At 59.7% G+C, this 25769-nt stretch carries 28 protein-coding genes; 23 read left to right on the plus strand and 5 right to left on the minus strand.

Annotated elements, in window-relative coordinates:
* Positions 1 to 23: 23 nt before the first annotated feature.
* Complete coding sequence (locus tag Q7V46_RS02385; RefSeq protein WP_304911894.1) at positions 24 to 1484, minus strand: mannose-1-phosphate guanylyltransferase/mannose-6-phosphate isomerase; 1461 nt, start codon at positions 1482 to 1484, stop codon at positions 24 to 26.
* 116 nt (positions 1485 to 1600) lie between these two features.
* Here Q7V46_RS02385 and galU point away from each other — a divergent pair, with 116 nt between their 5' ends.
* Entirely contained in the window at positions 1601 to 2485 is an 885-nt protein-coding gene (galU, locus tag Q7V46_RS02390) for a UTP--glucose-1-phosphate uridylyltransferase GalU (protein ID WP_304911895.1), read from the plus strand.
* A 138-nt stretch (positions 2486 to 2623) separates the two neighbouring features.
* Here the strand turns inward: galU and Q7V46_RS02395 are convergent, their stop codons facing one another.
* Positions 2624 to 3442 carry an SAM-dependent methyltransferase gene (locus tag Q7V46_RS02395; RefSeq protein WP_304911896.1) on the minus strand — a complete coding sequence of 273 codons (819 nt, stop codon included), beginning with the start codon at positions 3440 to 3442 and terminating at the stop codon, positions 2624 to 2626.
* Positions 3439 to 4053: a Maf family nucleotide pyrophosphatase gene (locus tag Q7V46_RS02400; protein ID WP_304911897.1), complete on the minus strand. Its 615-nt coding sequence runs from the start codon at positions 4051 to 4053 to the stop codon at positions 3439 to 3441. The genes Q7V46_RS02395 and Q7V46_RS02400 overlap by 4 nt, the downstream gene beginning before the upstream one ends.
* A 37-nt stretch (positions 4054 to 4090) precedes the next feature.
* On the opposite strand from Q7V46_RS02400, the gene Q7V46_RS02405 reads away from it, so the two are divergent.
* From Q7V46_RS02405 to nagZ, 22 genes are all read left to right on the plus strand, one after another.
* Positions 4091 to 4660, plus strand: coding sequence for a DUF177 domain-containing protein (locus tag Q7V46_RS02405; RefSeq protein ID WP_304911898.1), 570 nt, complete (start codon positions 4091 to 4093; stop codon positions 4658 to 4660).
* Positions 4661 to 4889: 229 nt separating this feature from the next.
* Positions 4890 to 5072 (plus strand): 50S ribosomal protein L32, encoded by a 183-nt coding sequence (gene rpmF / locus Q7V46_RS02410; protein WP_019575026.1) that lies wholly within the window; start codon positions 4890 to 4892, stop codon positions 5070 to 5072.
* 136 nt (positions 5073 to 5208) lie between these two features.
* A complete protein-coding gene (plsX, locus tag Q7V46_RS02415) occupies positions 5209 to 6267 on the plus strand; it encodes a phosphate acyltransferase PlsX (protein WP_304911899.1) in 1059 nt (352 codons plus the stop codon).
* Positions 6268 to 6278: 11 nt separating this feature from the next.
* Positions 6279 to 7256, plus strand: a complete 978-nt coding sequence (locus tag Q7V46_RS02420; RefSeq protein WP_304911900.1) for a beta-ketoacyl-ACP synthase III — start codon at positions 6279 to 6281, stop codon at positions 7254 to 7256.
* Positions 7257 to 7297: 41 nt separating this feature from the next.
* A complete protein-coding gene (fabD, locus tag Q7V46_RS02425) occupies positions 7298 to 8248 on the plus strand; it encodes an ACP S-malonyltransferase (protein ID WP_304911901.1) in 951 nt (316 codons plus the stop codon).
* A 20-nt stretch (positions 8249 to 8268) separates the two neighbouring features.
* Entirely contained in the window at positions 8269 to 9030 is a 762-nt protein-coding gene (gene fabG / locus Q7V46_RS02430) for a 3-oxoacyl-ACP reductase FabG (RefSeq protein ID WP_304912028.1), read from the plus strand.
* A gap of 119 nt (positions 9031 to 9149) precedes the next feature.
* Positions 9150 to 9389 carry an acyl carrier protein gene (gene acpP / locus Q7V46_RS02435; RefSeq protein WP_304911902.1) on the plus strand — a complete coding sequence of 80 codons (240 nt, stop codon included), beginning with the start codon at positions 9150 to 9152 and terminating at the stop codon, positions 9387 to 9389.
* Between the two features lie 95 nt (positions 9390 to 9484).
* Entirely contained in the window at positions 9485 to 10729 is a 1245-nt protein-coding gene (fabF, locus tag Q7V46_RS02440; protein ID WP_304911903.1) for a beta-ketoacyl-ACP synthase II, read from the plus strand.
* Positions 10730 to 10762: 33 nt separating this feature from the next.
* Positions 10763 to 11233, plus strand: coding sequence for a hypothetical protein (locus Q7V46_RS02445; RefSeq protein ID WP_304911904.1), 471 nt, complete (start codon positions 10763 to 10765; stop codon positions 11231 to 11233).
* A gap of 63 nt (positions 11234 to 11296) precedes the next feature.
* Positions 11297 to 11938: an RNA polymerase sigma factor RpoE gene (rpoE, locus tag Q7V46_RS02450; protein ID WP_304911905.1), complete on the plus strand. Its 642-nt coding sequence runs from the start codon at positions 11297 to 11299 to the stop codon at positions 11936 to 11938.
* Between the two features lie 72 nt (positions 11939 to 12010).
* Entirely contained in the window at positions 12011 to 12721 is a 711-nt protein-coding gene (locus Q7V46_RS02455) for an RseA family anti-sigma factor (RefSeq protein ID WP_304911906.1), read from the plus strand.
* A 94-nt stretch (positions 12722 to 12815) separates the two neighbouring features.
* On the plus strand, positions 12816 to 13805 hold the full coding sequence (locus Q7V46_RS02460) for a MucB/RseB C-terminal domain-containing protein (RefSeq protein WP_370690262.1): 990 nt from the start codon (positions 12816 to 12818) through the stop codon (positions 13803 to 13805).
* A gap of 106 nt (positions 13806 to 13911) precedes the next feature.
* The gene (locus tag Q7V46_RS02465) at positions 13912 to 15411 is read left to right on the plus strand and encodes a Do family serine endopeptidase (protein ID WP_370690268.1); all 1500 of its coding nucleotides are present in this window, start codon (positions 13912 to 13914) and stop codon (positions 15409 to 15411) included.
* 507 nt (positions 15412 to 15918) lie between these two features.
* Entirely contained in the window at positions 15919 to 17727 is a 1809-nt protein-coding gene (gene lepA, locus Q7V46_RS02470; RefSeq protein WP_304911909.1) for a translation elongation factor 4, read from the plus strand.
* Between the two features lie 11 nt (positions 17728 to 17738).
* Positions 17739 to 18704: a signal peptidase I gene (gene lepB, locus Q7V46_RS02475; RefSeq protein ID WP_304911910.1), complete on the plus strand. Its 966-nt coding sequence runs from the start codon at positions 17739 to 17741 to the stop codon at positions 18702 to 18704.
* Between the two features lie 33 nt (positions 18705 to 18737).
* A complete protein-coding gene (locus Q7V46_RS02480) occupies positions 18738 to 19085 on the plus strand; it encodes a DUF4845 domain-containing protein (protein ID WP_304911911.1) in 348 nt (115 codons plus the stop codon).
* A gap of 43 nt (positions 19086 to 19128) precedes the next feature.
* Positions 19129 to 19824 (plus strand): ribonuclease III, encoded by a 696-nt coding sequence (rnc, locus tag Q7V46_RS02485; RefSeq protein ID WP_304911912.1) that lies wholly within the window; start codon positions 19129 to 19131, stop codon positions 19822 to 19824.
* A gap of 140 nt (positions 19825 to 19964) precedes the next feature.
* The gene (era, locus tag Q7V46_RS02490) at positions 19965 to 20933 is read left to right on the plus strand and encodes a GTPase Era (protein WP_304912029.1); all 969 of its coding nucleotides are present in this window, start codon (positions 19965 to 19967) and stop codon (positions 20931 to 20933) included.
* A gap of 81 nt (positions 20934 to 21014) precedes the next feature.
* The gene (recO, locus tag Q7V46_RS02495; RefSeq protein ID WP_304911913.1) at positions 21015 to 21833 is read left to right on the plus strand and encodes a DNA repair protein RecO; all 819 of its coding nucleotides are present in this window, start codon (positions 21015 to 21017) and stop codon (positions 21831 to 21833) included.
* Positions 21830 to 22618, plus strand: a complete 789-nt coding sequence (locus Q7V46_RS02500; protein WP_304911914.1) for a pyridoxine 5'-phosphate synthase — start codon at positions 21830 to 21832, stop codon at positions 22616 to 22618. Before recO ends, Q7V46_RS02500 begins: the two co-directional genes overlap by 4 nt.
* Positions 22619 to 22651: 33 nt before the next feature.
* Positions 22652 to 23056 carry a holo-ACP synthase gene (acpS, locus tag Q7V46_RS02505; protein ID WP_304912030.1) on the plus strand — a complete coding sequence of 135 codons (405 nt, stop codon included), beginning with the start codon at positions 22652 to 22654 and terminating at the stop codon, positions 23054 to 23056.
* A 22-nt stretch (positions 23057 to 23078) separates the two neighbouring features.
* A complete protein-coding gene (gene nagZ, locus Q7V46_RS02510) occupies positions 23079 to 24170 on the plus strand; it encodes a beta-N-acetylhexosaminidase (RefSeq protein WP_304911915.1) in 1092 nt (363 codons plus the stop codon).
* Positions 24171 to 24192: 22 nt separating this feature from the next.
* On the opposite strand, the gene Q7V46_RS02515 is transcribed toward nagZ, so the two are convergent.
* Entirely contained in the window at positions 24193 to 24873 is a 681-nt protein-coding gene (locus tag Q7V46_RS02515; protein WP_304911916.1) for an LON peptidase substrate-binding domain-containing protein, read from the minus strand.
* Positions 24870 to 25748, minus strand: a complete 879-nt coding sequence (gene accD / locus Q7V46_RS02520; protein WP_304911917.1) for an acetyl-CoA carboxylase, carboxyltransferase subunit beta — start codon at positions 25746 to 25748, stop codon at positions 24870 to 24872. Before accD ends, Q7V46_RS02515 begins: the two co-directional genes overlap by 4 nt.
* Positions 25749 to 25769 lie beyond the last annotated feature (21 nt).

The raw sequence follows: 25769 nt of genomic DNA on the forward strand, positions 1-25769 counted from the left end.
TCCGGCGCGCACTGCAAGGAGACTTACTTGGCAATCTCGGTGGTGTTGCGACCGTAGTTGTCTTCCAGGCGCACGATGTCGTCTTCGCCAAGGTAGCTGCCCGACTGCACTTCGATCATTTCCAGTTCCATCTTGCCCGGATTGTGCAAGCGGTGCACTTCGCCAATGGGGATGTAGGTCGACTGGTTCTCGGACAACAGGAAACGTTCCTGGCCACGCGTGACTTCGGCCGTTCCCTTGACCACTATCCAGTGTTCGGCTCGGTGGTGATGCTTCTGCAAGCTCAACGAAGCACCAGGTTTGACGCCGATCCGCTTGACCTGGAAGCGTTCACCCGCATCCACGCTGTCGTACCAGCCCCACGGCCTCGCCACGCGCCGATGCAGCAGTGCCTCGGGGCAATTTCGCTGGTTCAGGTAGGCGACCACATCCTTCACTTGTTCGGCATGGTCTTTCTGGGCCACCAGAACCGCATCCGGCGTTTCAATGATCAGCAGATCGGTTGTGCCCAGAGCCACCACGGTTCGACCAGTAGAGTGGATGTAGGTGTTGCGTGCATGCATCGCATGGCCCGGTCCGGTGATCCGGTTGCCTGAGTCGTCCGCGATGCTGAGTTCGGCCACGGCATTCCAGCTTCCCACGTCGCTCCACTGGCCATTGAAAGGCACGACCGCCACGTTGTCGTGCGGTTCCATCACGGCATAGTCGATGCTCTGCGAGCGGCATCCTGTGAACACGGCGCCGTTGGGGCGAACAAAGCGCACCGAGGCGTCAGGCTCCCCGACCTGCTCGGATGCTGGCTCACTCATGGCTTCTTCACACACCTTGAGGATGTCAGGGGCATGTTGTGACATGGCGGCCAGCAGCGCGCTGCCTCGTGCCAGAAAGATGCCCGCATTCCACAACACATTCCCTTGCAGCAACAGCTTCTGGGCATCGGCTGGCGCCGGCTTTTCAATGAATCGCTCGACAGAATGGCTGCCGTCATTGCGTTGTTCCCCTTGCAGGATGTAACCATAGGCGCTGCTGGGGAAACTGGGCGTAACACCAAATGTGACGATGGCGCCTGCTTCGGCCGCCGGTACGCCACGCCGCACGGTGGCTTCAAACGCCTTGATGTCGGGAATGTGATGATCGGCCGGGCAGAAAAGCAGCAGGGCATCGTCGTCTGCATTTGAACGCGCAAGCAAAGCCGCCAGGGCCATGGCCGCAGCGGTGTTGCGCGCAGCGGGTTCCAGCAACACATGGCCTTGTGTTTTTTCGGTGCGCAGGGCGTCTTGCACCAGAAATCGATGTTCTTCGGACGCCACACAGATCACCGGCTGTTCGCACCAGGTCAGTCGGTCCAGTGTCAATTGAAGCAGGTTTCGCTGCCCTATGAGTGGCACAAACTGCTTGGGAAAACTCTGGCGACTGAGAGGCCAGAGCCGCGTTCCAGATCCGCCACAGAGAATGACGGGGGTGATTTTCGTGGACAAGCTCATTTGGGGTCTGGAGGGGGTTGGATGGTCACGCGCGACCGGGTGCCTGTGTATTGTGGCGATGCGGCGCTTGTATTATGGATGTCTGTCAAACCAATGCATTAGGGATTCAAAGCGTCATGATGATCAGAAAAGCCGTTTTCCCTGTGGGAGGCTTGGGAACACGCTTCCTGCCAGCCACCAAAGCCATCCCCAAAGAAATGCTGCCTGTTGTGGACAAGCCGCTTATCCAGTACGCTGTCGAAGAAGCCTATGCGGCCGGCATTCGGCAGATGATCTTCGTGACAGGGCGTCACAAGCGCGCCATAGAAGACCACTTCGACACCGCCTTCGAGCTCGAGACCGAACTGGAGGCCGGCAACAAGCATGCGCTGCTTGCACTGGTTCATGCGATCAAACCCGACGACATGGACTGCGTCTATGTGCGCCAACCGCGCGCGCTGGGCCTTGGCCATGCCGTTCTGTGCGCGGAGCGACTGGTTGGCGATGAACCCTTCGCCGTGCTGCTGGCTGACGACCTGATGATCGGTGATCAGCAGGGCGGTGGCGGCCCAACGGTATTGCAGCAGATGGTGGCTGCGTTCGAGCAGAGTCCGGGCACGGTCCTGGCCGTTCAGGATGTACCCAGGGCCGACACCCGACGCTACGGCGTTGTGGATGTGCACGGTGTTGATCAGCCGCTGGCTGAGGTGTTCGCCATGGTGGAGAAGCCAGCACCAGAGGTGGCGCCTTCCACGTTGGCGGTTGCGGGGCGCTACATCCTCACGCCTGCGGTGTTCGAGAGCGTGAGGCGTCAACCGCGTGGTGCCGGTGGTGAGATCCAGCTCACTGACGGCATTGCGGCCCTGATCGGCAGGGAAAAAGTTCAGGCATTCCGCTACCAGGGCACACGATACGACTGCGGCAGCAAGGAGGGCTTCTTGCAGGCAACCATCGATCTGGCCCTGGCCAATGACGAGCTCAGCGAGTCAGTGAGGGCTCACATCCGACGCGTGATGGCATGAAGGAAGCACCCCCACGCCGCCTGCAGCACCACCCACTGCGGCGGGATTACCAGTTGTCCGGCCAGGCCGGCCCGACGGTCTCTCTGGATGGAGCGGCCCGGTGGTGTTCCGGGACGGGCCTATTCATGTGTCAGGGCATCAGCGTCCGAAAAGAAACACCGTTGGCTTGTCCAGGGGCAGTTGCTGGCTCAAGGTCTTTCGTTTCCAGTCACTGACCAATGCACTGCGCACCGCTTGCTCCGGCAGCGTGAGGGCACAGGCCAGAGCGAGGCGGCTGTGGGGCTGCAATGTCTGCAACAGGCTTTGCAACAAAGCCGAATTTCGGTAAGGCGTTTCGATCAGGATCTGGGTCTGGCCCGTTTTCAGAGCGAGACTTTCCAGTTCGCGCACGCGCTGCGCTCGCTCAGCCGGGTCCTGAGGCACGTAGCCCACAAATGCGAAGTTCTGCCCGTTGAGGCCGCTGGCGGCCAAGGCCAACATCAATGAAACAGGCCCGGTCAACGCCACCACCCGCAGCCCAAGGGCGTGTGCCGCCCGCACCACCGAACTCCCTGGATCCGCAATGGCGGGCATGCCCGCCTCGCTGACCAATCCCATGTCGTGACCTTCCAGCGCCGGTGCCAGCAGACTGCGTGCCATGGCATCGGCTTCCATTCCGGGCTGGTGATCGCCCTTCTTGTGAGCGGCGCGCGGCAGTTCCATCAACTGCTGTGCCTGCAGCGGGCAGCCCAGCGTGCCAACCGACTCGACGCGCTTGAGGAATGCCCTTGTGCTCTTGGCGTTTTCCGTGATCCAGTGTGTCAGCCGACTGGCAACGGCAAGCGTTTCAGTCGGCAGCCACTGCGTCACTTCCTCAGGCTCGGCGGCATTGGTACCGAAGTCCAGCGGAGCAGGGACCAGATAGAGCGTTCCAAGGTGCCCGTCGCCCTGGTGCCCGTCGCCTTTGTGCCTGTTCACAGGACGTGTCCTCCTGCCGCGCGAATCAGATGGCAGGTTCGAATCAGGGGCAGTCCGATCAATGCCGTGGGATCGTCGTTGTCGATGCGCTCCAGCAAGGCAATGCCCAGTCCTTCGCTCTTGGCACTGCCAGCACAGTCATAGGGCTGTTCCGCTCGCAGGTAGCGCTCGATCTCGCCATCGCTCAGTTCCCGAAACTTCACATTCACCTGCGCCAGCTCGCTTCGCTCGAAGCCGGTGTCAAGACAGACCACAGCGAGGGCGGTCTGAAAGATCACCGTCTTGCCGCGCATTCGGCGAAGCTGTTCGGTGGCCTTTTCGTGTGTGATGGGCTTTCCCAAAGGGCTCCCGTCCAGGTCGGCCACCTGGTCGCTGCCAATCACGATGGCATGAGGTCGTCGAAGCGCAACGTCGCGCGCCTTGGTCATGGCCAGCCTCAGCGCAAGGTCGATCGGAGATTCTCCAGGGAAAGGTGTTTCGTCCACATTCGGGCCGACCACTTCAAATGGAATCTGCAATCGGGAAAGCAGTTCGCGCCGGTAGGGTGAGGTGGAGCCCAGAACCAGGCTGCGGGGGGCGATGTCGGTTGCCCGGGAAGAGTGTTCGTGCATGCAGCGCATTTTCCCCGCATTCTTTTAAACTGGCTCAATGAACACGCCTCAATCGAAAACAATGTGGACACCTGAGCGCCTGGATGTGCGTTCTTTTGCTCGGGCTTCTGGACAGATCACCGGCGAGGCGCCCGTGACGCGGTTTGCGCGACTGGTTGAAGAATTGTTTGAGTCTTCCCTGGCCGAGGTGCCGGCTCTTGTTCAGTGGCGTGCCGAAGGCAGCGTGCGCGAAGATCCTCAAGGCGGCACGCCCGCCATATGGCTCAATCTGCACGCAAAGGCGGTGGTGCCACTTCAGTGTCAGCGTTGTCTGGGGTCGGTGGATACGGCGCTGGAAATCGATCGATGGTTCCGGTTTGTCGCAGACGAAGTCACCGCCGAGGCACAGGATGATGAATGCGAGGAAGATGTGCTAGTGCTGGAACCCTCAATGTCGCTCTACGACCTGCTGGAGGACGAATTGCTGATGTCGTTGCCGCTCGTTCCCATGCACGACACCTGTCCGGTGTCCGTCGTCATGCAGGTGTCCGACCCTGGCATGGCCGCGGAAGGTGGTGACAAGCCCCCAGTGCATCCATTCGCGGCGCTTGCCCGGCTGAAGAAGTGATGCTTGTTCGGCGGGTGAGTGGCTTGGGGGTATGCATCGGAACAGCCACGTTCTGGGCTCCTGCTTGCCTCACCAGCCCCTGTTGGACGCGCCGGATACTTCGAGTTATAATGCTTGGCTTTGCGCTGGCATGCTACTCACCGAACCGCAGATGACGCGGTCGGGATTCATCAGTTACCAGACAGTCATCAGGCGCACCCGACCCACTTACCGATTTTAGGAGCCCACCATGGCCGTCCAGCAAAACAAGAAGTCCCCCTCCAAGCGCGGCATGCACCGTTCGCACAATGCACTGAATGTGCCCGGTATCGCGGTCGAGCCCACCACCGGCGAAATCCATTTGCGTCACCACATCAGCCCCAATGGTTTCTACCGCGGCCGGCAGGTGTTGAAGAACAAGTCTGAAGCCTGAAAGTGACGGGAGTCAGCAGGCCTCGTCGCACGGATGCGAGCAGGGCCTGTCAAACCTGTGAAACGCAGGCCCGCATGAATCATGCGGGCTTTTTTCTGGTCAGTGCTGTTGTCAGCATCTGCATCGAGGCAATGTCATGATCACCGTTGCTGTCGACTGCATGGGCGGAGATGTGGGTCCGGCGGTGACCCTGCCTGCCTGTGAGGCTTTCTTGTCAAGGCACCCGAATGCCCAGTTGCTGCTGGTTGGTCTGCCCGATGCAATGAGTGCCTGGCCACAGGTCAAGAACAACGTGCGTTGCCGGGTGGTGCCCGCAACGGAGGTGATCACGATGGACGACACGGTCGAGGTGGCGCTTCGCAAGAAGAAGGACTCCTCGATGCGCGTGGCCATTGCGCAGGTCAAGGAAGGCTCTGCTCAGGCCGCCGTCTCGGCTGGCAACACCGGCGCGCTCATGGCGATCGCCCGATATCTGCTCAAGACACTCGACGGTATCGATCGGCCGGCCATTGCCACCCAGCTGCCGAATGCCAAGGGAAAGGCAACGACTGTTCTGGACCTGGGGGCCAATGTCGACTGCAGCGCGGAGCACCTGCTCCAGTTTGCCTTGATGGGCTCTGCTCTGGTATCTGCCACAGGCGGCAAGGATCCCACGGTGGGGTTGCTGAATGTGGGTGAAGAGGTGATCAAGGGCAGCGAAGTCATCAAGCGGGCGGGGCTGTTGCTTCGGGATGCTGCCGATGCCGGCGACCTCAATTTCTACGGAAATGTCGAGGGAGATGATATTTTCAAAGGCACAACCGACATCGTGGTGTGTGACGGCTTCGTGGGTAACGTGGCGTTGAAAGCGAGCGAAGGCCTGGCCACCATGATCAGTGGATTCATTCGCGATGAGTTCTCCCGCAATCTTTTGACAAAAATGGCGGCGATCGTTGCCTATCCGGTTCTATCTGCTTTCAAAACGCGTGTAGACCATCGAAGATACAACGGCGCGGCCTTGATGGGTCTGCGGGGACTGGTCTTCAAGAGCCACGGCTCTGCAGACGCTTTTGCGTTTGAGCAGGCTTTGTGCCGGGCTTATGATGCGGCCCACCACAATTTGCTGGGCAATGTGCGTGATCGTATCGAGCATGCCCGGCACCTTCTGGTGCCGCCAGGCAGCACCAGCGAATTCAAGAACGTCCCCACTCTCTGAGCCCTTTCGTCATGACCCGCTACGCCCGAATCACCGGCACAGGCAGCTGTCTGCCTTCTCAGCGCCTGAGCAATGCCGACATGGTTGCCATGTTGGCCAAGCGCGATGTGGAGACCAGTGACGAATGGATCGTTGCCAGAACAGGCATCCGGGCCCGCCATTTTGCGGCCGAAGGTGTTTTTTCGAGCGATCTGGCGGCGCATGCCTGCCGCCAGGCTTTGAGCGCGGCCGAGGTTTCAGCAAGCGAGATCGACCTGATCATCGTTGCCACCTCGACGCCAGACATGGTCTTCCCGTCCACTGCGGCGCTGCTTCAGCACAAGCTGGGCATTGCAGGCTGTCCTGCATTCGACGTTCAGGCGGTTTGCAGCGGTTTCATCTATGCACTGACCGTGGCGGACGCCATGATCCGCACGGGCAGCGCGAAAAAAGCACTGGTGGTGGGCGCCGAGGTGTTCAGCAGAATTCTGGATTTCAACGATCGGACCACCTGTGTGCTGTTCGGTGATGGCGCCGGTGCCGTGGTGCTGGAAGCCAGTGATGAGCCTGGGATTCTGGCGACCGACATTCATTCGGATGGCAGGCACAGCGGTATTCTGTGTGTGCCGGGGCATGTCTCGGGCGGGCAGGTGCTGGGTGATCCCTTGCTGAAAATGGATGGTCAGGCCGTGTTCAAACTGGCCGTGGGCGTGCTTGAAGAAACGGCGCTGGCCTCGCTGCACAAGGCGGGCAAGTCGGCCGAAGATATTGATTGGCTGATTCCCCACCAGGCGAACATCCGCATCATGCAGAGCACCGCCAAGAAGCTGAAACTCCCCATGGACAAAGTGGTGGTGACGGTCGATGAGCACGGCAACACGTCTGCCGCCTCCATTCCGCTGGCGCTCGACCATGGCGTTCGCACCGGAATGGTCAAACCGGGGCACATGCTCTTGCTGGAAGGTGTGGGTGGTGGATTCACCTGGGGCTCGGTCCTTCTTTCCTACTGAGGTCCCGCGAAATCTCGCGCCTGGATCAACTTCCTGATTTCATGATGAACTTTGCTTTTGTTTTTCCTGGTCAAGGATCGCAATCCGTCGGCATGCTGGATGCCTGGGGCGACCATCCTGCTGTCGCTGAGGTGCTTCGCGAGGCATCTGACGCGCTGGGAGAGGACGTCGCCCGTTTGATTCATGAAGGCCCGGCCGACGTTCTGGCGCTGACCACCAACACGCAGCCCGTGATGCTTGTGGCAGGCGTGGCCGCGTGGCGGGTCTGGCTGGCTGAAGGGGGTGCGCTGCCTGCGGCCGTGGCAGGACATTCGCTGGGTGAATACAGCGCACTGGTGGCTTCCGGCGTCTTGTCGTTGTCTCAGGCCGCGCCGCTGGTGAGGTTCCGGGCAACAGCGATGCAGGAAGCGGTGCCGGTGGGGGTGGGGGCCATGGCTGCAGTGCTGGGTCTGCCTGCTGACCAGGTCATGGCGGTCTGCGCGAAGGTGCAGGCCTCTTATGGCGATGGGAGCATTGAGGTGGTGGAGGCTGTGAACTTCAATGACCCGGTGCAAACCGTGATCGCAGGGAGCAAGGCTGCGGTGGAAAAGGCATGCGAAGCGGTCAAGAGTGCCGGGGCCAAGCGGGCGCTCCCACTCCCTGTGTCTGCACCATTCCATTCGTCGCTGATGCGACCGGCCGCAGAACGTCTGAAAGTGAAGCTGGCTGAAACGGTCTTCGCTCCGCCGCAAATCCCTGTGATCAACAACATCGATGTGGCGGTGGAAAGCGAGCCGGATCGCATTCGCGACGCGCTGTACAGGCAGGCCTTCGGGCCAGTTCGTTGGGTTGAGTGCATTGGCGCCATCAAGGCTCGTGGTATCCACACGCTGGTCGAATGCGGACCCCGCAAGGTATTGACCTCGCTCACCAAGCGGATCGATCCGGACCTGACTGCGGCCGCCATTTTTGATCCGTCGACACTTGGCGAAGTCAAGTTGATGCTGGCGTGAACCAAGACAGAAAGCTGACCATGGCAGAAGTGAATTTCAAAGGGCAGGTCGCTCTTGTGACGGGTGCCACAAGAGGCATAGGTGCAGCCATTGCCCAAGAACTTGTATCCCGTGGTCTGGTGGTGATTGGAACCGCGACCAGTGATGAAGGTGCCGCACGCATCGGACACAACCTGATGGCCGTGAAAGGCGCTGCTGCCGGCTGCCGGGGCGCCAAGCTCGATGTGAACGACATGGCATCAGCAGATCAGCTGATTGAAGAGATCACAAAGTCACACGGCGGTCTTCATATTCTGGTCAACAACGCGGGCATCACCCGTGACATGCTGGCCATGCGTCTGAAGGATGAAGACTGGGATGCCGTACTCGATACCAACCTCAAGGCGGTTTTTCGCTTGAGCCGGGCGGTGATTCGTCCCATGATGAAACAACGTTATGGGCGCATCATCAGCATCACCAGCGTGGTGGGTGCTTCTGGCAATGCTGGACAAGCCAACTACGCTGCGGCCAAGGCCGGTGTGGCCGGCATGACCCGAGCCCTGGCTCGCGAGCTCGGCAGCCGCAACATCACGGTGAACTGCGTGGCGCCCGGCTTCATTGAAACGGACATGACGGCTGGACTGCCCGAAGAGCAACAAAAGGCATTGCTGGGGCAGATCCCTCTGGGTCACCTGGGCAAGCCCGCAGACATCGCGCACGCGGTAAGCTATCTGGCCAGCCCGCAAGCCGCGTATGTGACAGGACAGGAACTCCATGTCAATGGTGGCATGTTCATGGCCTGAACACACGAAAACAACCATCGGTTCAATGCGTCGAAAAGCCGCCCGGCGGGCCGTCTAGGGGCATCTCCCTAGCCCGGCTAAAATGGCGGTCTGTATTTCAACCACCCTCAGAGGGACTTATGAGCGACATCGAAGCACGTGTTAAGAAAATCATTGCCGAGCAACTCGGCGTGGAAGAAGGTCAGGTCACCAACGAAAAGGCTTTTGTGGCCGACCTGGGTGCCGACTCGCTCGACACGGTGGAACTGGTGATGGCCCTCGAAGACGAGTTTGGCATCGAGATCCCCGATGAGGATGCAGAGAAAATCACCACGGTGCAAAACGCCATCGACTACGCGATGGCCAACCAGAAGGCCTGATCCAGGTGCTGGCGGCCACGCGCTGTCTGAAATTGATCATCGCTCCCTGCGGGGAGCGTTCTATTTTTACGCAGTCACCGGCGTGGGGGAAATGAATGAATCGTCGACGCGTTGTCGTGACCGGCTTGGGATGTGTCAGCCCTGTCGGAAACACAGTGGCCGATGCCTGGTCCAACCTGATTGCCGGGCGCACTGGCATTGACCTGATCACCAAATTTGACGCGACCGCATTCGCGTGCAGGATCGCTGGTGAGGTCAAAGGCTTCGACCTCGATGCCTACATCGGGACCAAAGAAGCCAGAACGATGGACACGTTCATCCACTATGGCATTGCGGCCGCGCATCAGGCGGTTGTGGACTCTGGCCTGCCTGTAGGTGAATCGCTTGATGAAGAGCTTGCCAATCGCATTGGCTGCATCATCGGATCCGGCATCGGGGGCCTTCCCCTGATCGAAGAGACCCATGCAGAGCTGGTCGGGCGTGGTCCCCGGCGCATTTCGCCGTTCTTTGTTCCGGCCTCCATCATCAACATGATCGCCGGTCATGTTTCAATGCGATTCGGCTTCAAGGGCCCCAACCTGGCGGTTGTCACAGCCTGCACCACAGGGCTTCATTGCATAGGCGAAGCGGCTCGCAAGATCGAGTATGGCGACGCCGATGTGATCGTGGCTGGTGGCGCAGAGGCCACGGTATCGCCGCTGGGTGTGGGTGGGTTTGCAGCCATGCGTGCACTTTCCACCCGCAACGACGACCCTGCCACCGCATCACGTCCCTGGGACAAAGACAGGGATGGATTTGTGCTGGGTGAGGGCGCCGGTATCCTGGTGCTTGAAGAGTACGAACATGCCAAAGCCCGTGGAGCGAAGATTTACGCCGAGCTTTCTGGCTACGGCATGAGCGCAGACGCCGGGCACATGACGGCTCCGAGCATGGATGGGCCGCGGCGAGCCATGATCAATGCCTTGCGCAACGCGGGAGTCAATGCCGATGAGGTGGACTACCTGAATGCACATGGCACATCCACTCCCCTGGGTGACGTGAACGAAACGCACGCCATCAAGGCCGCACTGGGAGAGCATGCGAAAAACACGGTTGTGAACTCCACGAAGTCCATGACAGGGCACTTGCTCGGTGGCGCCGGCGGGATAGAAAGTGTGTTCACCGTGTTGGCCGTTCATCATCAGAAGAGTCCTCCAACCATGAACATTTTCAATCAGGATCCGGAATGCGATCTTGATTACTGTGCCAATGTGGCCAGGGACATGAAGATCGACGTCGCAATGAAAAACAACTTCGGTTTCGGCGGAACCAACGGCACGCTGGTATTCAAGCGCGTTTGAATCTGACTCCGCACAGATCGCTCACTTCTGGTCATGCGCAGCGCCCCATCGGTGGTCTACCCTGTGGGGCGTTGTGTTTTGTACGGGCGTTATCTGTTCGCGTTGAGCGCGCTCGTACTGACTGTCCTGATCGGGTGGGCACTGAGTTCATCAGGCCGATACTTCGTGGACGCGATCTGGGCGGGAGTCGCCTCGTGGGCGCTTTGGTCGATCTGGGTGTTCAAGTCCTGGTGGTACACGCCAAAGGGCGCACTCCATTGGGATTCGCTTGCGCCTTCCGCTGGCGACTCGCCGCGAGCCGGCGCATGGCGGTGGCTTGCCGACGAAGGGGGCGAAAATGTGTCGCTGCAGGCCATCGAGTGTGTCATCGACTGGCAAAGCTGGATGCTGCTCCGCTTGAAACAACCATCGCACTTGGCAACCTGGGTGTGGGTGGAGCGCCATTGCGGTCCCGCGCGTTGGGGCGATTTGAGGCGAGCCCTGATGGCGACCCGCCGCGTTTAGCCTGCATGGTGAATGGCCGCGCACGGGGTTGTGTGCAAGCTTCTGGGTTATATTTCCGCGCGCATGACACCTGAAGACCACAACGCTCCGCCACCGCCCGACAGCGATGTCATGTTGGTGCAACGCACCCTTGGGGGGGAGCCGCGGGCCTTTGAATTGCTGGTGATCAAATATCAGCGTCGAGTCGAACGCTTGATCGGACGCATGGTCAGGGATTCTGATCTGGTTCAGGACATCGCTCAGGAAACTTTTATCCGCGCTTACCGCGCGTTGGGGCAGTTCCGGGGTGATGCGCAGTTTTATACCTGGCTCTACCGGATAGCCGTTAACACCGCCAAGAAGCAGCTCATGGAGCTCAAGCGCGACCCCCTGGTTTTTCAGTCCCAGATGAAATCTGGCGACGATGATGAAACTTCCGGCTCGGAACGCGAACTAAATCCCAGTGTGGCCGACACCGAAACGCCTGAGGCGGTGCTGGCCTCCAAGGAAATTGCGGAGGCGGTCAACGCTGCCATGGAAGCATTGCCTGAAGAGTTGCGCAATGCCATCGCGCTGCGCGAGATCGAGGGCTTGAGTTACGAAGAAATTGCGCAGGCGCTCGACTGCCCCATTGGCACGGTGCGCTCGAGGATTTTTCGGGCAAGGGAAGCGATTTCGAACCGCATCAAGCCCATGCTGGAACGTCAGACCGGCAAGCGCTGGTAGGAATTTCATAGGTGTCAGCGCCTGCTGTGTCGGGTGAACGGGATGTGAGATATGAAAGCTTCAAACGAACCAATGACCGATGCTGCCTTGGCGCAGCAGGCATTGCAGCGTGTCGAATCAAGCCAGGCAAGTCCTGACCATTGGGAAGACGCGAGTGCGTGTTCTGCATTGGTGGATGGGTCTGCCAGTGAACGCGACTGGAATGCGTTGTGGGAAAGCTCTCGCGCCTCGGCGCTCGAAGACTGGAATGCTTATCAAGTGGTGGGCGATGCTCTCAGGGGCGGAGTGCCGCTTGCTGCTGTCACCCCGGCGGCTACGTTCCTGGTGAATTTCCAGGCCCGCATACAGCAGGAGCTGTCAGCTGCAACTCGCAGGCCAGTGACTCAATCGGTCGCGGAATCCGTGCACTCTGTGGATGGACGCCACAAGACGCCTGCCAACGACGCTCTCTTTCGCTGGAAAATGCTGGCGACGGCGGCCTCGATTTCGGCCGTCATGGCCGTGAGCTGGGCGGTACTTGGAACGGTGACTGGTGATCCCGCATCGCAGAGGGGCACCGAGATGGCCATGACCGCGCCTCCTGCACCTCCGGCGGAGGGGGTTGTTGCAGAATCCGCCAATCCCGATTCGGCCGTTATCGTCAACACCGGGCAAGGGCCTTTGATACGGGATGCCCGACTTGAAGCGTTGCTGGCTGAGCATCGGCAATATGGTGGACTGTCGGCATTGCAGAAGCCAGCAGGTTTCCTGCGAAACGCCACCTATGACGCGCCAGCCCGCTGAACCCGTTATGTCAGCCATTTGCTCACACCAGGTTCGCGGTCCCGTTCTTCGCTCGACGCCCGGTCGCACCCAGCCATACTGCTGGATCAAGCGCGTGGGGGTTGGCTGCCTGGTTGCGCTAGGCCTGTCTGCGGCTGGCTGGTCGTCGGCTCAGTCCGCAACACCGATTGCAGGCAGCGAACGGTCAGTGACCGAATGGTTGACCCGCATGCACGACGCGTCCCGTCGAAGGGCCTACATCGGGACGCTGGTGGTTTCGGCCGGTTCGTCCATGTCTGCCTCGCGCGTATGGCATGTCTGCGATGGCGAGCAGCAAATGGAACGCGTGGATACGCTCACAGGCGCTCCGCGGACCACGATTCGTCACAACAACGATGTCATCACCTTTGCGCCAGAGTCCAAGACAGCATGGGTTGAAAAGCGCGAATCTTTGGGATTGTTCCCCGACCTATTGCGGACCCCTGACAATGTGATTCCGGACCACTACACCGTCCAGGCCACAGGTCATGATCGGGTGGCCGGACACAAGGCGGATGTGCTGGAAATCCGCCCGCGAGACACCTTGCGGTTCGGCTACCGAATCTGGTCAGAGAAAGACTCCGGTCTGGTGGTCAAGCTGCAAACCCTGGATGGTCAAGGGCAGGTGCTGGAACAAGTGGCATTTACCGAACTCCAGCTGAATGCCCCTGTCAGCATGGACAAGCTCTCCAAGCTCATGAAGGGCACCCGTGGCTACGAGGTGCACCGGCCTGTGCTCAGGAAGACCACTGCGGCGGCTGAAGGGTGGCGATTGAAAGAGGTCGTTCCGGGTTTTCAGTCGATGAGTTGCCACACCCGGGAGAACGCCAGTGCTTCGGGAGCGACCAGTCATCCCATGCAGTGGGTGTTCTCGGACGGTCTGGCATCTGTTTCGTTGTTCGTAGAGCCCTACGACGAGCAGCAACATCTCGAAGAGAAAGCCGCCGTCATTGGGGCCACGCATTCGCTGACCCGCCGCTTGGGGCAGCATTGGTTGACCGCCTTGGGCGAAGTGCCGCACGCCACTTTGCTTCTGTTTGCCAAATCGCTCGAGTACACCCGTTGATTTGCGATTTGCCGTGGACCGAAGTGCGGCCAGTGTTGCTTGGTGGTTTGTGCCAGGGCCTGCACTGTTTTTCTTTTGCATCGATTGTGTGAGGTTACCGATGAATATGATTTCCGCGAATGGACACGCTTCTGTGCGCAAGCTGCTGCTGCTGCCTGCTGCGCTGTTGACGTTCTCCGCCGCCACGTTGCTTGCGCCCTCCCAAGCGCTGGCTCAATCTGCACCCGCCGCCCCGGCCCTGGTTCAGGGTCTGCCCGACTTTACGGGTCTGGTTGATTTGGTGGGGCCTTCTGTGGTCAATATTCGCACGCTTGAACGGGCGGCGCCCAGAACAGGTACTGGTCCTGGCACCGATGAGCAGATGCTGGAGTTTTTCCGTCGATTCGGCATTCCTGTTCCTCCTGGCATCACGCCACGTGGACCGCAGCAGGAGCAACCGCCGAATGGTGAAGCACAACCACGGGGCGTGGGGTCCGGCTTCATTCTCAGCTCCGACGGTCTGATCATGACCAACGCCCACGTTGTGGAGGGGGCTGACGAATTGATGGTCACCTTGCCTGACAAACGAGAGTTCATGGGCAAGATCGTGGGCGCTGATCGTCGCACCGATGTGGCGGTGGTGAAGATCGAGGCCACCGGGCTGCCAGCCGTGAAGATCGGTGACATCAACCGCTTGCGTGTGGGCGAGTGGGTGATGGCGATCGGTTCACCCTTTGGTTTGGAGAACACGGTCACCGCAGGCATTGTGAGCGCGAAAAAGCGTGACACCGGCGATTTCCTTCCTTTCATTCAAACGGATGTGGCGATCAATCCGGGTAACTCGGGCGGCCCTTTGATCAACATGCGCGGCGAGGTGGTCGGCATCAACAGTCAGATCTACTCCCGCTCCGGTGGCTTCCAGGGCATCTCCTTTGCGATCCCCATCGACGAGGCGGTCAGTGTCTCCGATCAGTTGCGCGCCACAGGAAGGGTCACTCGCGGCCGTATTGGTGTACGCATCGACCAGGTCAGCAAGGAAGTGGCGGAGTCGATCGGGCTGGGGCGGCCCCGAGGCGCGCTGGTGCGGGGCGTTGAACCCGACTCGCCCGCCTCGCAGGCCGGGTTGGAGCCAGGTGACATCGTGCTCAAATTTGATGGCAAGGAAATTGAACGTTCGGTGGATCTGCCACGCATGGTGGGTGCCACCAAGCCAGGCAACAGAAGCCGGATCACCGTGTTTCGCCGTGGCAGCCAGCAGGAGCTGACTGTGACGGTGGCGGAGCTTGAGCCCGAGCGTACACAACCGATTGCCGCGGTGCCTCAAACGCCAGCGCCTTCGGCCTCGGTGGCGGGGGAGTCCCTGGGATTGACCCTGGTGGAGCTCACCGACGCACAAAAGAAAGAATTGAAACTGCAGGGCGGTGTTCGTATTGCCAAGGCTGAGGGGCCTGCTGCGCGCGCGGGCCTGAGGGAGGATGATGTGATCCTCGCGATCGCCAACAAGGAAACGTCCAACCTGAAGGAGATGGAGGCTGCGATGGCAGGGTTGGACAAGTCCCGCCCTGTCAACGTGCTTTTCAGGCGTGGTGAGTGGGCGCAGTATGTGGTGATCCGCCCCCAGCGCTGAAAGACGAAGTTGGGGCTGCGTCAAGCCCCCTGATCGATTGGGGCTATCCGCACAGGCAGAGGTAGCGTGTGCGCCACAGGCTTGCCAACCTTCGATCAGCTTGCCAGCGGGCATAAAAGTTAGTCACTGCTGACATAGTTTGTCGCGCATTGACCGAATTCGATAAAATCCCAGGATTGACAAGCACATTCAGGTCAAATGAGAAGCCTGGAGTTCACAATACGGAAAATTTATGGGTCGTGCTGTGGACATCCCCACGCTGTTCTGATTCGAATGAATATTCTGTTGATAAGTTGTTGATAAAAACGCTGTTGTAGCCCTGCGACAGGCGTAGGCTGGCGGTTTGAGGGTTGGCTTTCCCGGCTTTTTGCCTACAATGAAACCCCAACTATCGCAGTTGCCATTGATTGTTGGTTATGGGCGCGTCAGCAGTTGACGCGCCCTTTTTTATGGCTGTCCGTCCCTGTTCATGATGGCCATGTTCTCTGTGTCTGAGCTGATTTTTTGATGAACCACATCCGCAATTTTTCCATCATCGCGCACATCGATCACGGCAAGTCCACGCTCGCTGACCGGATCATTTCGTTGTGCGGCGGGCTCTCCGACCGCGAGATGAGCGAGCAGGTACTCGACTCCATGGACATCGAGAAGGAGCGTGGCATCACCATCAAGGCACAGACCGCTGCGCTGCGTTACCAGGCCCGCGATGGTCAGGTCTACAACCTCAATCTGATCGACACACCCGGGCACGTGGATTTCTCTTACGAGGTCAGCCGTTCGCTGTCGGCATGCGAAGGTGCTTTGCTGGTCGTCGATGCGAGTCAGGGTGTCGAAGCGCAGACCGTTGCCAACTGCTACACGGCGCTGGACCTTGGCGTGGAAGTGGTGCCCGTGTTGAACAAGATGGATCTGCCCAACGCCGATCCCGAAAACGCCAAGACCGAAATTGAAGACGTGATCGGCATCGACGCCACCGATGCCATTCCATGCTCGGCCAAGACGGGCATGGGGGTCGAGGACATCCTGGAAGCGGTGGTCGCCCGCATCCCGCCTCCCAAAGGCGATCCGGCTGCGCCCTTGCGCGCCATGATCGTGGACAGCTGGTACGACGCGTACGTGGGTGTGGTCATGCTGGTCCGGGTCGTTGACGGGCGCCTCCTCAAGGGCGAGCGCTTCAAGATGATGGCGACCAACACGGTCTACAACGCGGACAACCTCGGAGTGTTCACGCCCGCCAATGCGCCACGGGACTCTTTGCAGGCGGGTGAGGTGGGCTACATCATCGCGGGCATCAAGGAGCTGCAGGCGGCCAAGGTCGGTGACACGATCACGCTGGAGAAAAAGCTGCCGAACAATGCCGGGCCCGCCACAAAAGCGTTGCCGGGCTTCAAGGAAGTCAAACCGCAGGTTTTTGCAGGCCTGTATCCAACTGAAGCCAATCAGTACGACGGCTTGCGCGACGCACTGGAGAAGCTCAAGCTCAATGACGCTGCCTTGCAATATGAGCCTGAGGTGTCCCAGGCGCTGGGCTTCGGGTTCCGGTGCGGATTCCTTGGACTGTTGCACATGGAGATCGTGCAGGAGCGCCTGGAGCGCGAGTTCGATCAGGACCTCATCACCACCGCCCCGAGCGTGGTGTATCAGGTGGTCAAGCCCGACGGCGAAGTAATTCTGGTGGAGAACCCGTCCAAGATGCCGGAGCAGGGGCGCATAGAAGAAATACGCGAACCCATCGTGACCGTGCACCTGTACATGCCGCAGGACTATGTGGGCGCCGTGATGACGCTGGCCAACCAGAAGCGCGGCATGCAGCTCAACATGGCCTACCACGGCAAGCAAGTCATGCTCACTTACGACATGCCACTGGGCGAGATCGTGCTGGACTTTTTCGACAAGTTGAAGTCAGTGAGCCGTGGCTACGCTTCCATGGATTACGAATTCAAGGAATACAGGCCGTCCGATGTGGTCAAGGTCGACATTTTGCTCAACGGCGAAAAGGTCGATGCCCTGTCAATCATCGTGCACCGGTCACAGTCTCAATACCGGGGACGAGCGGTTGCTGCCAAGATGCGGGAAATCATCAGTCGCCAGATGTTCGATGTGGCCATCCAGGCGGCCATTGGCGGCAACGTGATCGCGCGCGAAACCATCAAGGCACTTCGCAAGAATGTGCTGGCAAAATGCTACGGCGGTGACATTACCCGCAAACGCAAACTCCTCGAAAAACAGAAGGCGGGCAAGAAGCGCATGAAGCAAATCGGATCTGTTGAAGTGCCTCAAGAGGCATTCCTGGCTATCTTGCAGGTGCAAGACTGATGGGGGCCGCAATGAGCGCACTGACTGCGCTGCTGCTCACCGCTTTCATAGGCTACACAGGCGCCTGGTATCTGGGCATGGTGCAAGGCAATTTCGCCTTGCTGTTGATGATGGCCACATTGGTCACAGGTGTTTACTGGATTGCCGAAAAGCTGGTATTCCTGCCTCAGCGAAAGAAGGCAGCTGAACAATTGCAGGTTGAACACAATGCCCGCAGGGCTGCATTGCAGCAGCAGGGCTTCAGCCAGATCGAAGGCGATGTCGATGCCGCTCGGCAGAAGCTGCTGGCTCAGCCATGGTGGCTGGACTGGACCGCCGGTTTGTTCCCGGTGATTCTTGCCGTGTTTGTCCTTCGGTCGTTTCTGTTCGAGCCGTTCAAAATTCCATCGGGATCCATGATCCCCACATTGCGTGTTGGCGATCTGATTCTGGTGAACAAATTTCACTATGGCATTCGGTTGCCAGTTTTCAATACGAAGCTGATAGCCAACAACGACCCGGAACGCGGTGATGTCATGGTGTTCCGTTACCCCCCTCAGCCCAGCCTCGACTACATCAAGCGCGTGGTGGGGCTGCCAGGAGATGAGGTTGCTTACCTGAACAAGTCACTCACGGTGAACGGTCAGTCTGTGCCAAAGGCTGCCCAACCCGAGTTCTTTGACAGCGACAGCATGCGTTATACCAAGCAGTTTCGCGAGACGATAGGGTCGCGTTCCTACAACACCCTCAACGACGATGAGCGACCTGCCTTCATTCCAGGTGCAACGGAGTTCCCTTTTAATGACAATTGCCGGTACTCCGTCGAAGGGGTGGTGTGCAAGGTACCTCAGGGGCACTATTTCCTGATGGGTGACAATCGGGACAATTCGCTCGACTCCCGTTACTGGGGGTTTGTACCTGAAGCCAATATCGTGGGCAGAGCCTTCTTCGTGTGGATGAATTTTGGTGATCTGGGGCGCATTGGCGCCTTCGAATAGATCCGTTCGTTACGGTCAATCTGGAGATCAAGAATGAAAACGAAAAAACGTCAGCAAGGACTCACTTTTTTTGGACTGCTGGTGGTCGGTATTCTGCTGGCGCTTGCAGGGGTGGTGGCCGCGCAAGTGGTCCCGACTTACATCGAATACCTCGCCGTGCAGAAGGCGGTCAAGCAAGCGTCTACCGGTACGACCGTCGCAGAGGTTCGCAGCATTTTTGACAAGGCCGCTCAGATTGACGACATTCGAACCATTTCAGGCAAGGATCTCGAAATCGGCAAAGAAGGTGATCGCGTGGTGGTCTCGTTTTCCTACGACCGCGAAATTCATTTGACTGGGCCGGCCTATCTTGTCATGCGGTACGAGGGTCGCTCGCGATGATCAGGTGGAACCGGAGATGGCGCCCTGTGGGGTGCCCTGGCGCTTGAACGCAGACCTGGCAGCGCTGCAACAGCGCCTGAATCACAGCTTCAACAATGTGCGCCTGCTGGAGCGCGCGCTGACACATCGCAGTTTCTCGGCCGACCACAACGAGCGCCTTGAGTTTCTGGGAGACTCCGTGCTGAATTTGGCCGTGTCCGGTCTCCTGTTTGAAAAGCTCAGCGATCTGCCTGAAGGCGATTTGTCCCGTGTGAGAGCCAATCTGGTCAAGCAGGACACCTTGTTTCAGATAGCGAGCACGCTGGGCCTCGCCACGGCGTTGCGACTGGGCGACGGTGAGAAACGCTCGGGCGGTCACAAGCGACCATCCATACTGGCCGACGCACTTGAAGCGATCATCGGTGCCGTGTATCTGGATGCCGGATTCGATGTCGCTGCAGTTGTGGTGCGTCGCCTGTATGGTGATCTGGAACTGAACACGCAGATGAGCGCGATGGGCAAAGATCCCAAGACAGAATTGCAGGAGTGGTTGCAGGGGCGCAAAATGAAGCTGCCTGCCTATCGGGTGGTGGCCACGCTGGGTGAAGCGCACAAGCAGACTTTCGATGTGGAATGCACGGTCACCGAGTTCGCTCACAGCGAGCGGGGTATTGGCGCTTCCCGCCGTGCGGGCGAACAGGCCGCTGCCGCGGCCATGTTGCAGCACCTTGCTTTGCATGCAGGCGAGCGCAGCGCCTGAGTGCTTCCTTGCAAATGGTGTGTCCTTGGCACATCCCAACCGAATCCAGCTGACCCGAACCCATGCCCAAACATCCCGACCATTCTCCACAGTCGAACGCCGCTCCCGCTGATCCGGGCGCCAGCACCGAGCTCGATGCCATGCTGGCCCGTGCGCTGGGTAAACCCGGTGCGCCAGCGGATGGCGTTGATTCCCATGCGGGCGAGGTACCTGAGGCGGTAGATCCTGAAATGCAGCGGTGTGGTTACGTTGCCATCGTAGGCAAACCCAACGTCGGGAAATCCACGCTGCTCAACGCGCTTGTGGGCCAGAAGGTCAGCATCACGTCGCGCAAGGCCCAGACCACGCGCCACCGTATCACCGGCATGCGCACGCTAGGGGCTTCCCAGTTTGTTTTCGTTGACACACCCGGCTTCCAGACCCGGCACGGCAATGCCTTGAATCGGGCGCTCAACAAGACAGTGCTCGGTGCCGTCAGTGATGTGGATCTGATCCTGTTCGTGGTGGAAGCCGGGCAGTTCAATCTGGCGGACGCCAAGGTGCTGTCGCTGCTGCCCGCCAACGTGCCCGCCATTCTCGTGGCCAACAAGTTCGATCTGGTTCACCGCCGAGGTGAACTTGCTCCCTGGCTGCGCGCCATGCAGGAACGCCATTCCTTTGCCGAGTTTGTTCCGATGTCGGCCAAAACGGCCAAGGACATCGAGCGGCTTTTCGGTATTTGCGAGAAATACCTTCCCCAGCAACCCTGGATGCACAGCCCCGACGACCTGACCGACCGGAGCGAGCGCTTCATGGCCAGCGAAATGGTACGTGAGAAGCTGTTCCGGCTCACAGGTGATGAACTGCCCTACACCTCGACCGTGATCATCGACAAGTTCGAAGAAGAAGGACGACTCAAACGGATCGCTGCCACCATCGTGGTGGAGCGCGAAGGTCACAAAGGCATGGTCATTGGTGACAAGGGCGAAAAGCTCAAGCGCATCGGAACCGAAGCCCGACAAGAGCTTGAGAAACTCTGGGACTGCAAGGTGTTCCTGGAGCTCTGGGTGAAGGTGCGGTCTGGCTGGGCTGATGACGACGCTCGCGTGCGTTCCTTTGGTTATGAATGAGTGTCGAAGCGCATTCAGCGGTATCGAGAGCCAAATTCGCAGATCTCTGCGCGATTGATTTTTTGCTGATGAGCTCCTGACATGGCTTCGCGCCGTTTTGCCGACGAACCCGCTTTTGTCCTGCACCGGTACGACTGGAGCGAGTCGAGCCTTGTTCTGGAAGTCTTTGCCCGCCACCATGGGCGCGTCGCCTTGGTGGCGAAAGGGGTCAAGCGACCCACCTCTCAATTCCGCCCGGTGTTGTTGCCGCTGCAACCGCTGCTGCTGAGCTGGAGCGGAGATGCCGAGGTCAGAACGCTCAAGGCCGCGCAATGGCAGGGTGGGCACGTCATGCCGACCGGTGAGGCGCTGCTGTCAGGCAGTTATCTCAATGAATTGCTGATGCGTCTTCTGGCCAGAGATGATGCGCACGAGCGCCTTTTTGACCACTACGCCATGGCAGTCCAGTTGCTGGCGGAGCGGGGCGACACGCAGGAACTTCTGCTGCGGGCTTTTGAGCTTTTGTTGTTGAAAGAGACTGGTCTGCTGCCAGATCTGTCTCGGGATGGGAGCTCCATGATCGCCGTGGATCCGGAAGCCTCTTACGTGCTTGCGCCCGAGAGCGGCCTGCGCATGGCGCAAGCTGGCGACAGCAGCCCATTGTCTGGTGAGCAGTGCCTGGGCCTGTACCGTGCAATGGAAGGGGACAGTCCCTTTCTGGCCACGCTGCGGGCTTGTGCTTCTTGCATGGCAGCACTGCGCATCCCTTTGCGTGGCCTGCTGCACTACCATTGCGGCGTCAGGGTGTTCAAGACCCGGCAATTGATGATCGATGTCCAGACCATGATGCGTGTGAGCGCGCCGTCCGTGCTCGACAAAGATCGGATCTCCGTTCACAACAAATCCTCCGCCCCATCATGACTGCAGCCCTACCGCCCGGCGTCTCCGGCACGGCCTTGTCTGTCAACCTGAACAAGGTGGCCCTGGTTCGCAACACCCGCCATCTGGGTATTCCATCTGTGGTCCGCGCGGCAATCCAGTGTCTGGAGGCCGGGGCACAAGGCATCACTGTGCACCCTCGACCGGACGAACGCCACGTGCGCCTGAGCGACGTGTTCGATCTGGGCGAACTGATGCGGTCATGGCCCGATCGGGAATTCAACATTGAAGGCAACCCACTTCACAACCTGATGAGCGTGGCGCACGAGGTCAAGGCAAGAGGACTGCCCCTGCACCAGTTGACTTTCGTGCCCGACAGCGAAGGCCAGTTCACGAGTGATCATGGTTGGTCATTCCCGCAGGACGCAGAAACCCTTCGCGAACTGATTGCAAAGGGGCATTCACTGGGCGCGCGGGTGAGCCTTTTCATGGATGCCGAGGCTGCATCCATGAACGCTGCGCGCGAGGTGGGCGCAGACCGGGTGGAGCTTTACACCGAGCCGTATGCCGCCGCCTGGCATGTGCCTTCCGCGCGCGCGTTGCAGCTGGAACGGTTCCATGCCGCAGCGCGAGCCGCAGCGGCGGCTGGCCTGGGTGTGAACGCCGGTCACGATCTCAACCGGGAGAATCTGGCCGAGTTTCTTCGCCAGGTGCCAGGCGTGCAAGAGGTGTCCATCGGTCATGCATTGATCGCCGATGCCCTTGAAATGGGTTACGCCGCGACCATTCGAGCCTATCGTCGTGTCATGGACGAGTCCTCGAACTGAGACAACGAAGCCCCATCCTTGAACAGGCACGAGATGATTTACGGCATAGGTACCGACATTTGCGACATCCGGCGCATCGAGGCCACCTGGACACGCCAGGGCGAACGATTCGCTCGCCGGGTGCTGGCCGATGCCGAATTTGCAGTCTGGCAGCAGCGCAGCGTACGTTGGCCGCAACGAGGTCTTCGCTATCTCGCCACCCGGTTTTCGGCCAAGGAAGCCTTCTCAAAAGCGGTGGGCATGGGCATGCGCATGCCCATGACCTGGCGAAGCTGCGAAATTGCAAACCTGGCCAGCGGACAACCGGTGATCGTCCTCCATGGCGACCTCAAGAGCTGGTTTGAAGGCAAAGGCCTTCGCGCCCACGTGACGGTCACCGACGAAACCGATTACGCCGCAAGCTTCGTGATCGTGGAGCGGGACTCGATCACGCCTTGACAGTTCACTCAATACTTCAGCCATGCACGCCCTAGCTCCTTTGATCATCGATGTGGCCGGCTTCGGGCTCAACCCTGACGACCGCCGTCGACTTGCCCATCCGTTGGTGGGAGGGGTCACGCTGTTCGGACGCAACTGGCACGATCGCGCCCAGCTGACCGCGCTGTGCCAGGAAATCAAGGCTGTGCGAAGCGACCTCCTGATCGCGGTGGACCACGAGGGAGGGCGGGTGCAGCGATTCCGTACCGACGGTTTCACTCATCTGCCACCCATGGCCGAGCTGGGTCGGCTGTGGATGGCACCAGCAGAAAAAAATGGGGAGGAAGGTGCAGCCGCATTGCGAGCATGCAATGCCGCCGTGGCTGTGGGCTATGTGCTGGGTGCCGAGTTGCGCGCCTGCGGCGTGGACCTGAGTTTCACGCCTGTCCTCGATCTTGACCATGGCGGCAGCACCGTCATTGGCGACCGATCTTTTGCGCGAGACCCCCGGATCGTTTCTCTGTTGGCGCAAAGCCTGATGCACGGAATGCTGCAAAGCGGCATGGCCAATTGTGGCAAGCACTTTCCGGGGCATGGTTTCGTTCGTGCCGACTCACACCAGGCCATCCCGGTCGACCCGAGAAGTCTCAAACGCATACTGGCCGAAGATGTCGCGCCCTACGGCTGGTTGTCTGCCAGTCTGCAGGCGGTCATGCCAGCCCACGTGGTTTACCCCAGGGTGGATTCGCGCCCGGCGGGATTTTCTGCACGCTGGTTGCAGGACGTGTTGAGGCGAAAGCTCGGGTTCACCGGAGCGATCTTCAGCGATGACCTGAGCATGGAAGCAGCGCGCCACATCGATGGGCAGCAGGTCGGCTTTGCAGAAGCCGCGTTGGCCGCACTCGCTGCGGGTGTTGACATGGTGGTGTTGTGCAATCAGTCGGTCGTCGACGGTGGCGCGCCCATCGATGATGCGATCGAGGCCCTTTCGCGAGCGATCTACATGGGCCGATGGGTGCCCAATTCGTCCAGTGAAGGAAGGCGCCTTGCATTGTTGCCCCGTTTCAAGGCACCGGAATGGGACGACTTGATGGTGAGCGAACCCTACATGCGGGCCATGAATCTGCTGCCTTGATGCCTTGACAGGCGCCGTCTGTTCAGCCGTCGAGCCCCAACTTTTCTAGCAGATCGGAAACCAGCTCCAGGCGCAGCAACGGGTTGTCCAGCGCCATCAACCTTTGTTTGAGGTCGGTCGGTGCCGGCAGCAGCTCGGTCCAACGGTTGGCGACCCAACCACTGTCGTCCCAATGGTAGGGGGGCTGGATGGGCAGCTCTTTCAGTTGCTCGGGGTCACGCTCTTGCAGGTTGTTCAACAGTCGCTGCAGCGCATCCCGGGTACTTGCAAGGTGGTCGGGCACCGCAACAGTCGCTTCATGCGCGTCCAGTCGCACGTCGGCCACCCACAGTCCGTGTTGCAGCTGCTGGCGGCGGTTGACATGAAAACGCTGCAAGCCTCGACACCGGATCAGCATCAACCCAGGCTGGGGTCGCTCCAACATTTCAATCTGCGCCAGGGTCCCGACGGAATGAAACACCTCCTTGGCAAAGCCGTCTCCGCTGGGAGGTGCCAGAGGATCGATCCGGCGCACTTCGCTGCCTTCGCTGAGTGCCACAATGCCAAACGGAGCCCCAGCCTTGTGGCAGCGGCCAATCATGTCGAGGTAGCGCACCTCAAAAATGCGCAAGGACATCCACCCGCCCGGAAACAGCACGGTCTGGAGTGGAAACAGGGGCAGCTGTGACAGCGTGAGCGGTTCAGCCTCGGGTCGCGAGGTCAATCGACGACCACCGCATCAGCGCTTTGGCGCTGCAACATGGCCAGCGTGCTGGCGATGGTGGCGCGCAGTTCGCGCCTGTCACAGATGAAATCGACAGCACCCTTTGTCTGCAGGAACTCGGCCCGCTGGAACCCTTCGGGAAGCTTCACCCGCACGGTGTTTTCAATCACCCTGGGACCGGCGAAGCCGATCAATGCCTTGGGCTCTGCGATCACCACGTCACCCAGAAAGGCAAAGCCTGCCGAAACGCCGCCCATGGTGGGATCTGTGAGCACGCTGATGTAGGGAAGGCCCTTCTTGGCCAGTCGCGTCAAAGCGGCATTGGTCTTGGCCATCTGCATCAGTGACAGCAATCCCTCCTGCATGCGCGCCCCACCGGTTGCGGTGAAGCAGACAAACGGCACTTTTTGTGCGATTGCTTCTTCCACACCGCGCACAAAACGCTCACCGACCACCGAACCCATGGAGCCGCCCATGAAATCAAACTCGAAGCAGGCCGTGACCAGGCTGATGCCGTGCACGGCACCGCCCATGACGATGAGGGCGTCGGTTTCGCCTGTGGTGTCCAGTGCTTCATTCAGCCGCTCGGGGTATTTGCGACTGTCCTTGAATTTGAGTGCGTCAACCGGCAGCACCTCCTGGGCCAGTTCGTAGCGGCCTTCAGCGTCGAGAAAGGCATTCAGGCGCGCACGGGCGCCGATCCGATGGTGATGGCTGCAGTGAGGGCATACGTTCTGGTTTTTCTCAAGATCATTCTTGTAGAGCACAGCCTCGCAGCTGGGGCATTTGATCCAAAGGCCCTCTGGCACGCTGCGGCGTTCGGTGGGATCGGTGCGGGTGATTTTTGGGGGCAGCAGTTTTTCTAGCCAGGACATGGATTCTCCTTTGCGTGGGCG

This window comes from Hydrogenophaga sp. (genome assembly GCF_030651625.1).
In the GTDB taxonomy this organism is placed as follows: domain Bacteria; phylum Pseudomonadota; class Gammaproteobacteria; order Burkholderiales; family Burkholderiaceae_C; genus Hydrogenophaga.

Coding starts and splice junctions, on each gene's coding strand:
- Q7V46_RS02385 (WP_304911894.1), bottom strand. CDS start 1,484: ATGAGCTTGTCCACGAAAATCACCCCCGTCATTCTCTGTGGCGGATCT.
- galU (WP_304911895.1), top strand. CDS start 1,601: ATGATGATCAGAAAAGCCGTTTTCCCTGTGGGAGGCTTGGGAACACGC.
- Q7V46_RS02400 (WP_304911897.1), bottom strand. CDS start 4,053: ATGCACGAACACTCTTCCCGGGCAACCGACATCGCCCCCCGCAGCCTG.
- Q7V46_RS02405 (WP_304911898.1), top strand. CDS start 4,091: ATGAACACGCCTCAATCGAAAACAATGTGGACACCTGAGCGCCTGGAT.
- rpmF (WP_019575026.1), top strand. CDS start 4,890: ATGGCCGTCCAGCAAAACAAGAAGTCCCCCTCCAAGCGCGGCATGCAC.
- plsX (WP_304911899.1), top strand. CDS start 5,209: ATGATCACCGTTGCTGTCGACTGCATGGGCGGAGATGTGGGTCCGGCG.
- Q7V46_RS02420 (WP_304911900.1), top strand. CDS start 6,279: ATGACCCGCTACGCCCGAATCACCGGCACAGGCAGCTGTCTGCCTTCT.
- fabD (WP_304911901.1), top strand. CDS start 7,298: ATGATGAACTTTGCTTTTGTTTTTCCTGGTCAAGGATCGCAATCCGTC.
- fabG (WP_304912028.1), top strand. CDS start 8,269: ATGGCAGAAGTGAATTTCAAAGGGCAGGTCGCTCTTGTGACGGGTGCC.
- acpP (WP_304911902.1), top strand. CDS start 9,150: ATGAGCGACATCGAAGCACGTGTTAAGAAAATCATTGCCGAGCAACTC.
- fabF (WP_304911903.1), top strand. CDS start 9,485: ATGAATCGTCGACGCGTTGTCGTGACCGGCTTGGGATGTGTCAGCCCT.
- Q7V46_RS02445 (WP_304911904.1), top strand. CDS start 10,763: ATGCGCAGCGCCCCATCGGTGGTCTACCCTGTGGGGCGTTGTGTTTTG.
- rpoE (WP_304911905.1), top strand. CDS start 11,297: ATGACACCTGAAGACCACAACGCTCCGCCACCGCCCGACAGCGATGTC.
- Q7V46_RS02455 (WP_304911906.1), top strand. CDS start 12,011: ATGACCGATGCTGCCTTGGCGCAGCAGGCATTGCAGCGTGTCGAATCA.
- Q7V46_RS02465 (WP_370690268.1), top strand. CDS start 13,912: ATGATTTCCGCGAATGGACACGCTTCTGTGCGCAAGCTGCTGCTGCTG.
- lepA (WP_304911909.1), top strand. CDS start 15,919: ATGAACCACATCCGCAATTTTTCCATCATCGCGCACATCGATCACGGC.
- lepB (WP_304911910.1), top strand. CDS start 17,739: ATGAGCGCACTGACTGCGCTGCTGCTCACCGCTTTCATAGGCTACACA.
- Q7V46_RS02480 (WP_304911911.1), top strand. CDS start 18,738: ATGAAAACGAAAAAACGTCAGCAAGGACTCACTTTTTTTGGACTGCTG.
- era (WP_304912029.1), top strand. CDS start 19,965: ATGCTGGCCCGTGCGCTGGGTAAACCCGGTGCGCCAGCGGATGGCGTT.
- recO (WP_304911913.1), top strand. CDS start 21,015: ATGGCTTCGCGCCGTTTTGCCGACGAACCCGCTTTTGTCCTGCACCGG.
- Q7V46_RS02500 (WP_304911914.1), top strand. CDS start 21,830: ATGACTGCAGCCCTACCGCCCGGCGTCTCCGGCACGGCCTTGTCTGTC.
- acpS (WP_304912030.1), top strand. CDS start 22,652: ATGATTTACGGCATAGGTACCGACATTTGCGACATCCGGCGCATCGAG.
- nagZ (WP_304911915.1), top strand. CDS start 23,079: ATGCACGCCCTAGCTCCTTTGATCATCGATGTGGCCGGCTTCGGGCTC.
- accD (WP_304911917.1), bottom strand. CDS start 25,748: ATGTCCTGGCTAGAAAAACTGCTGCCCCCAAAAATCACCCGCACCGAT.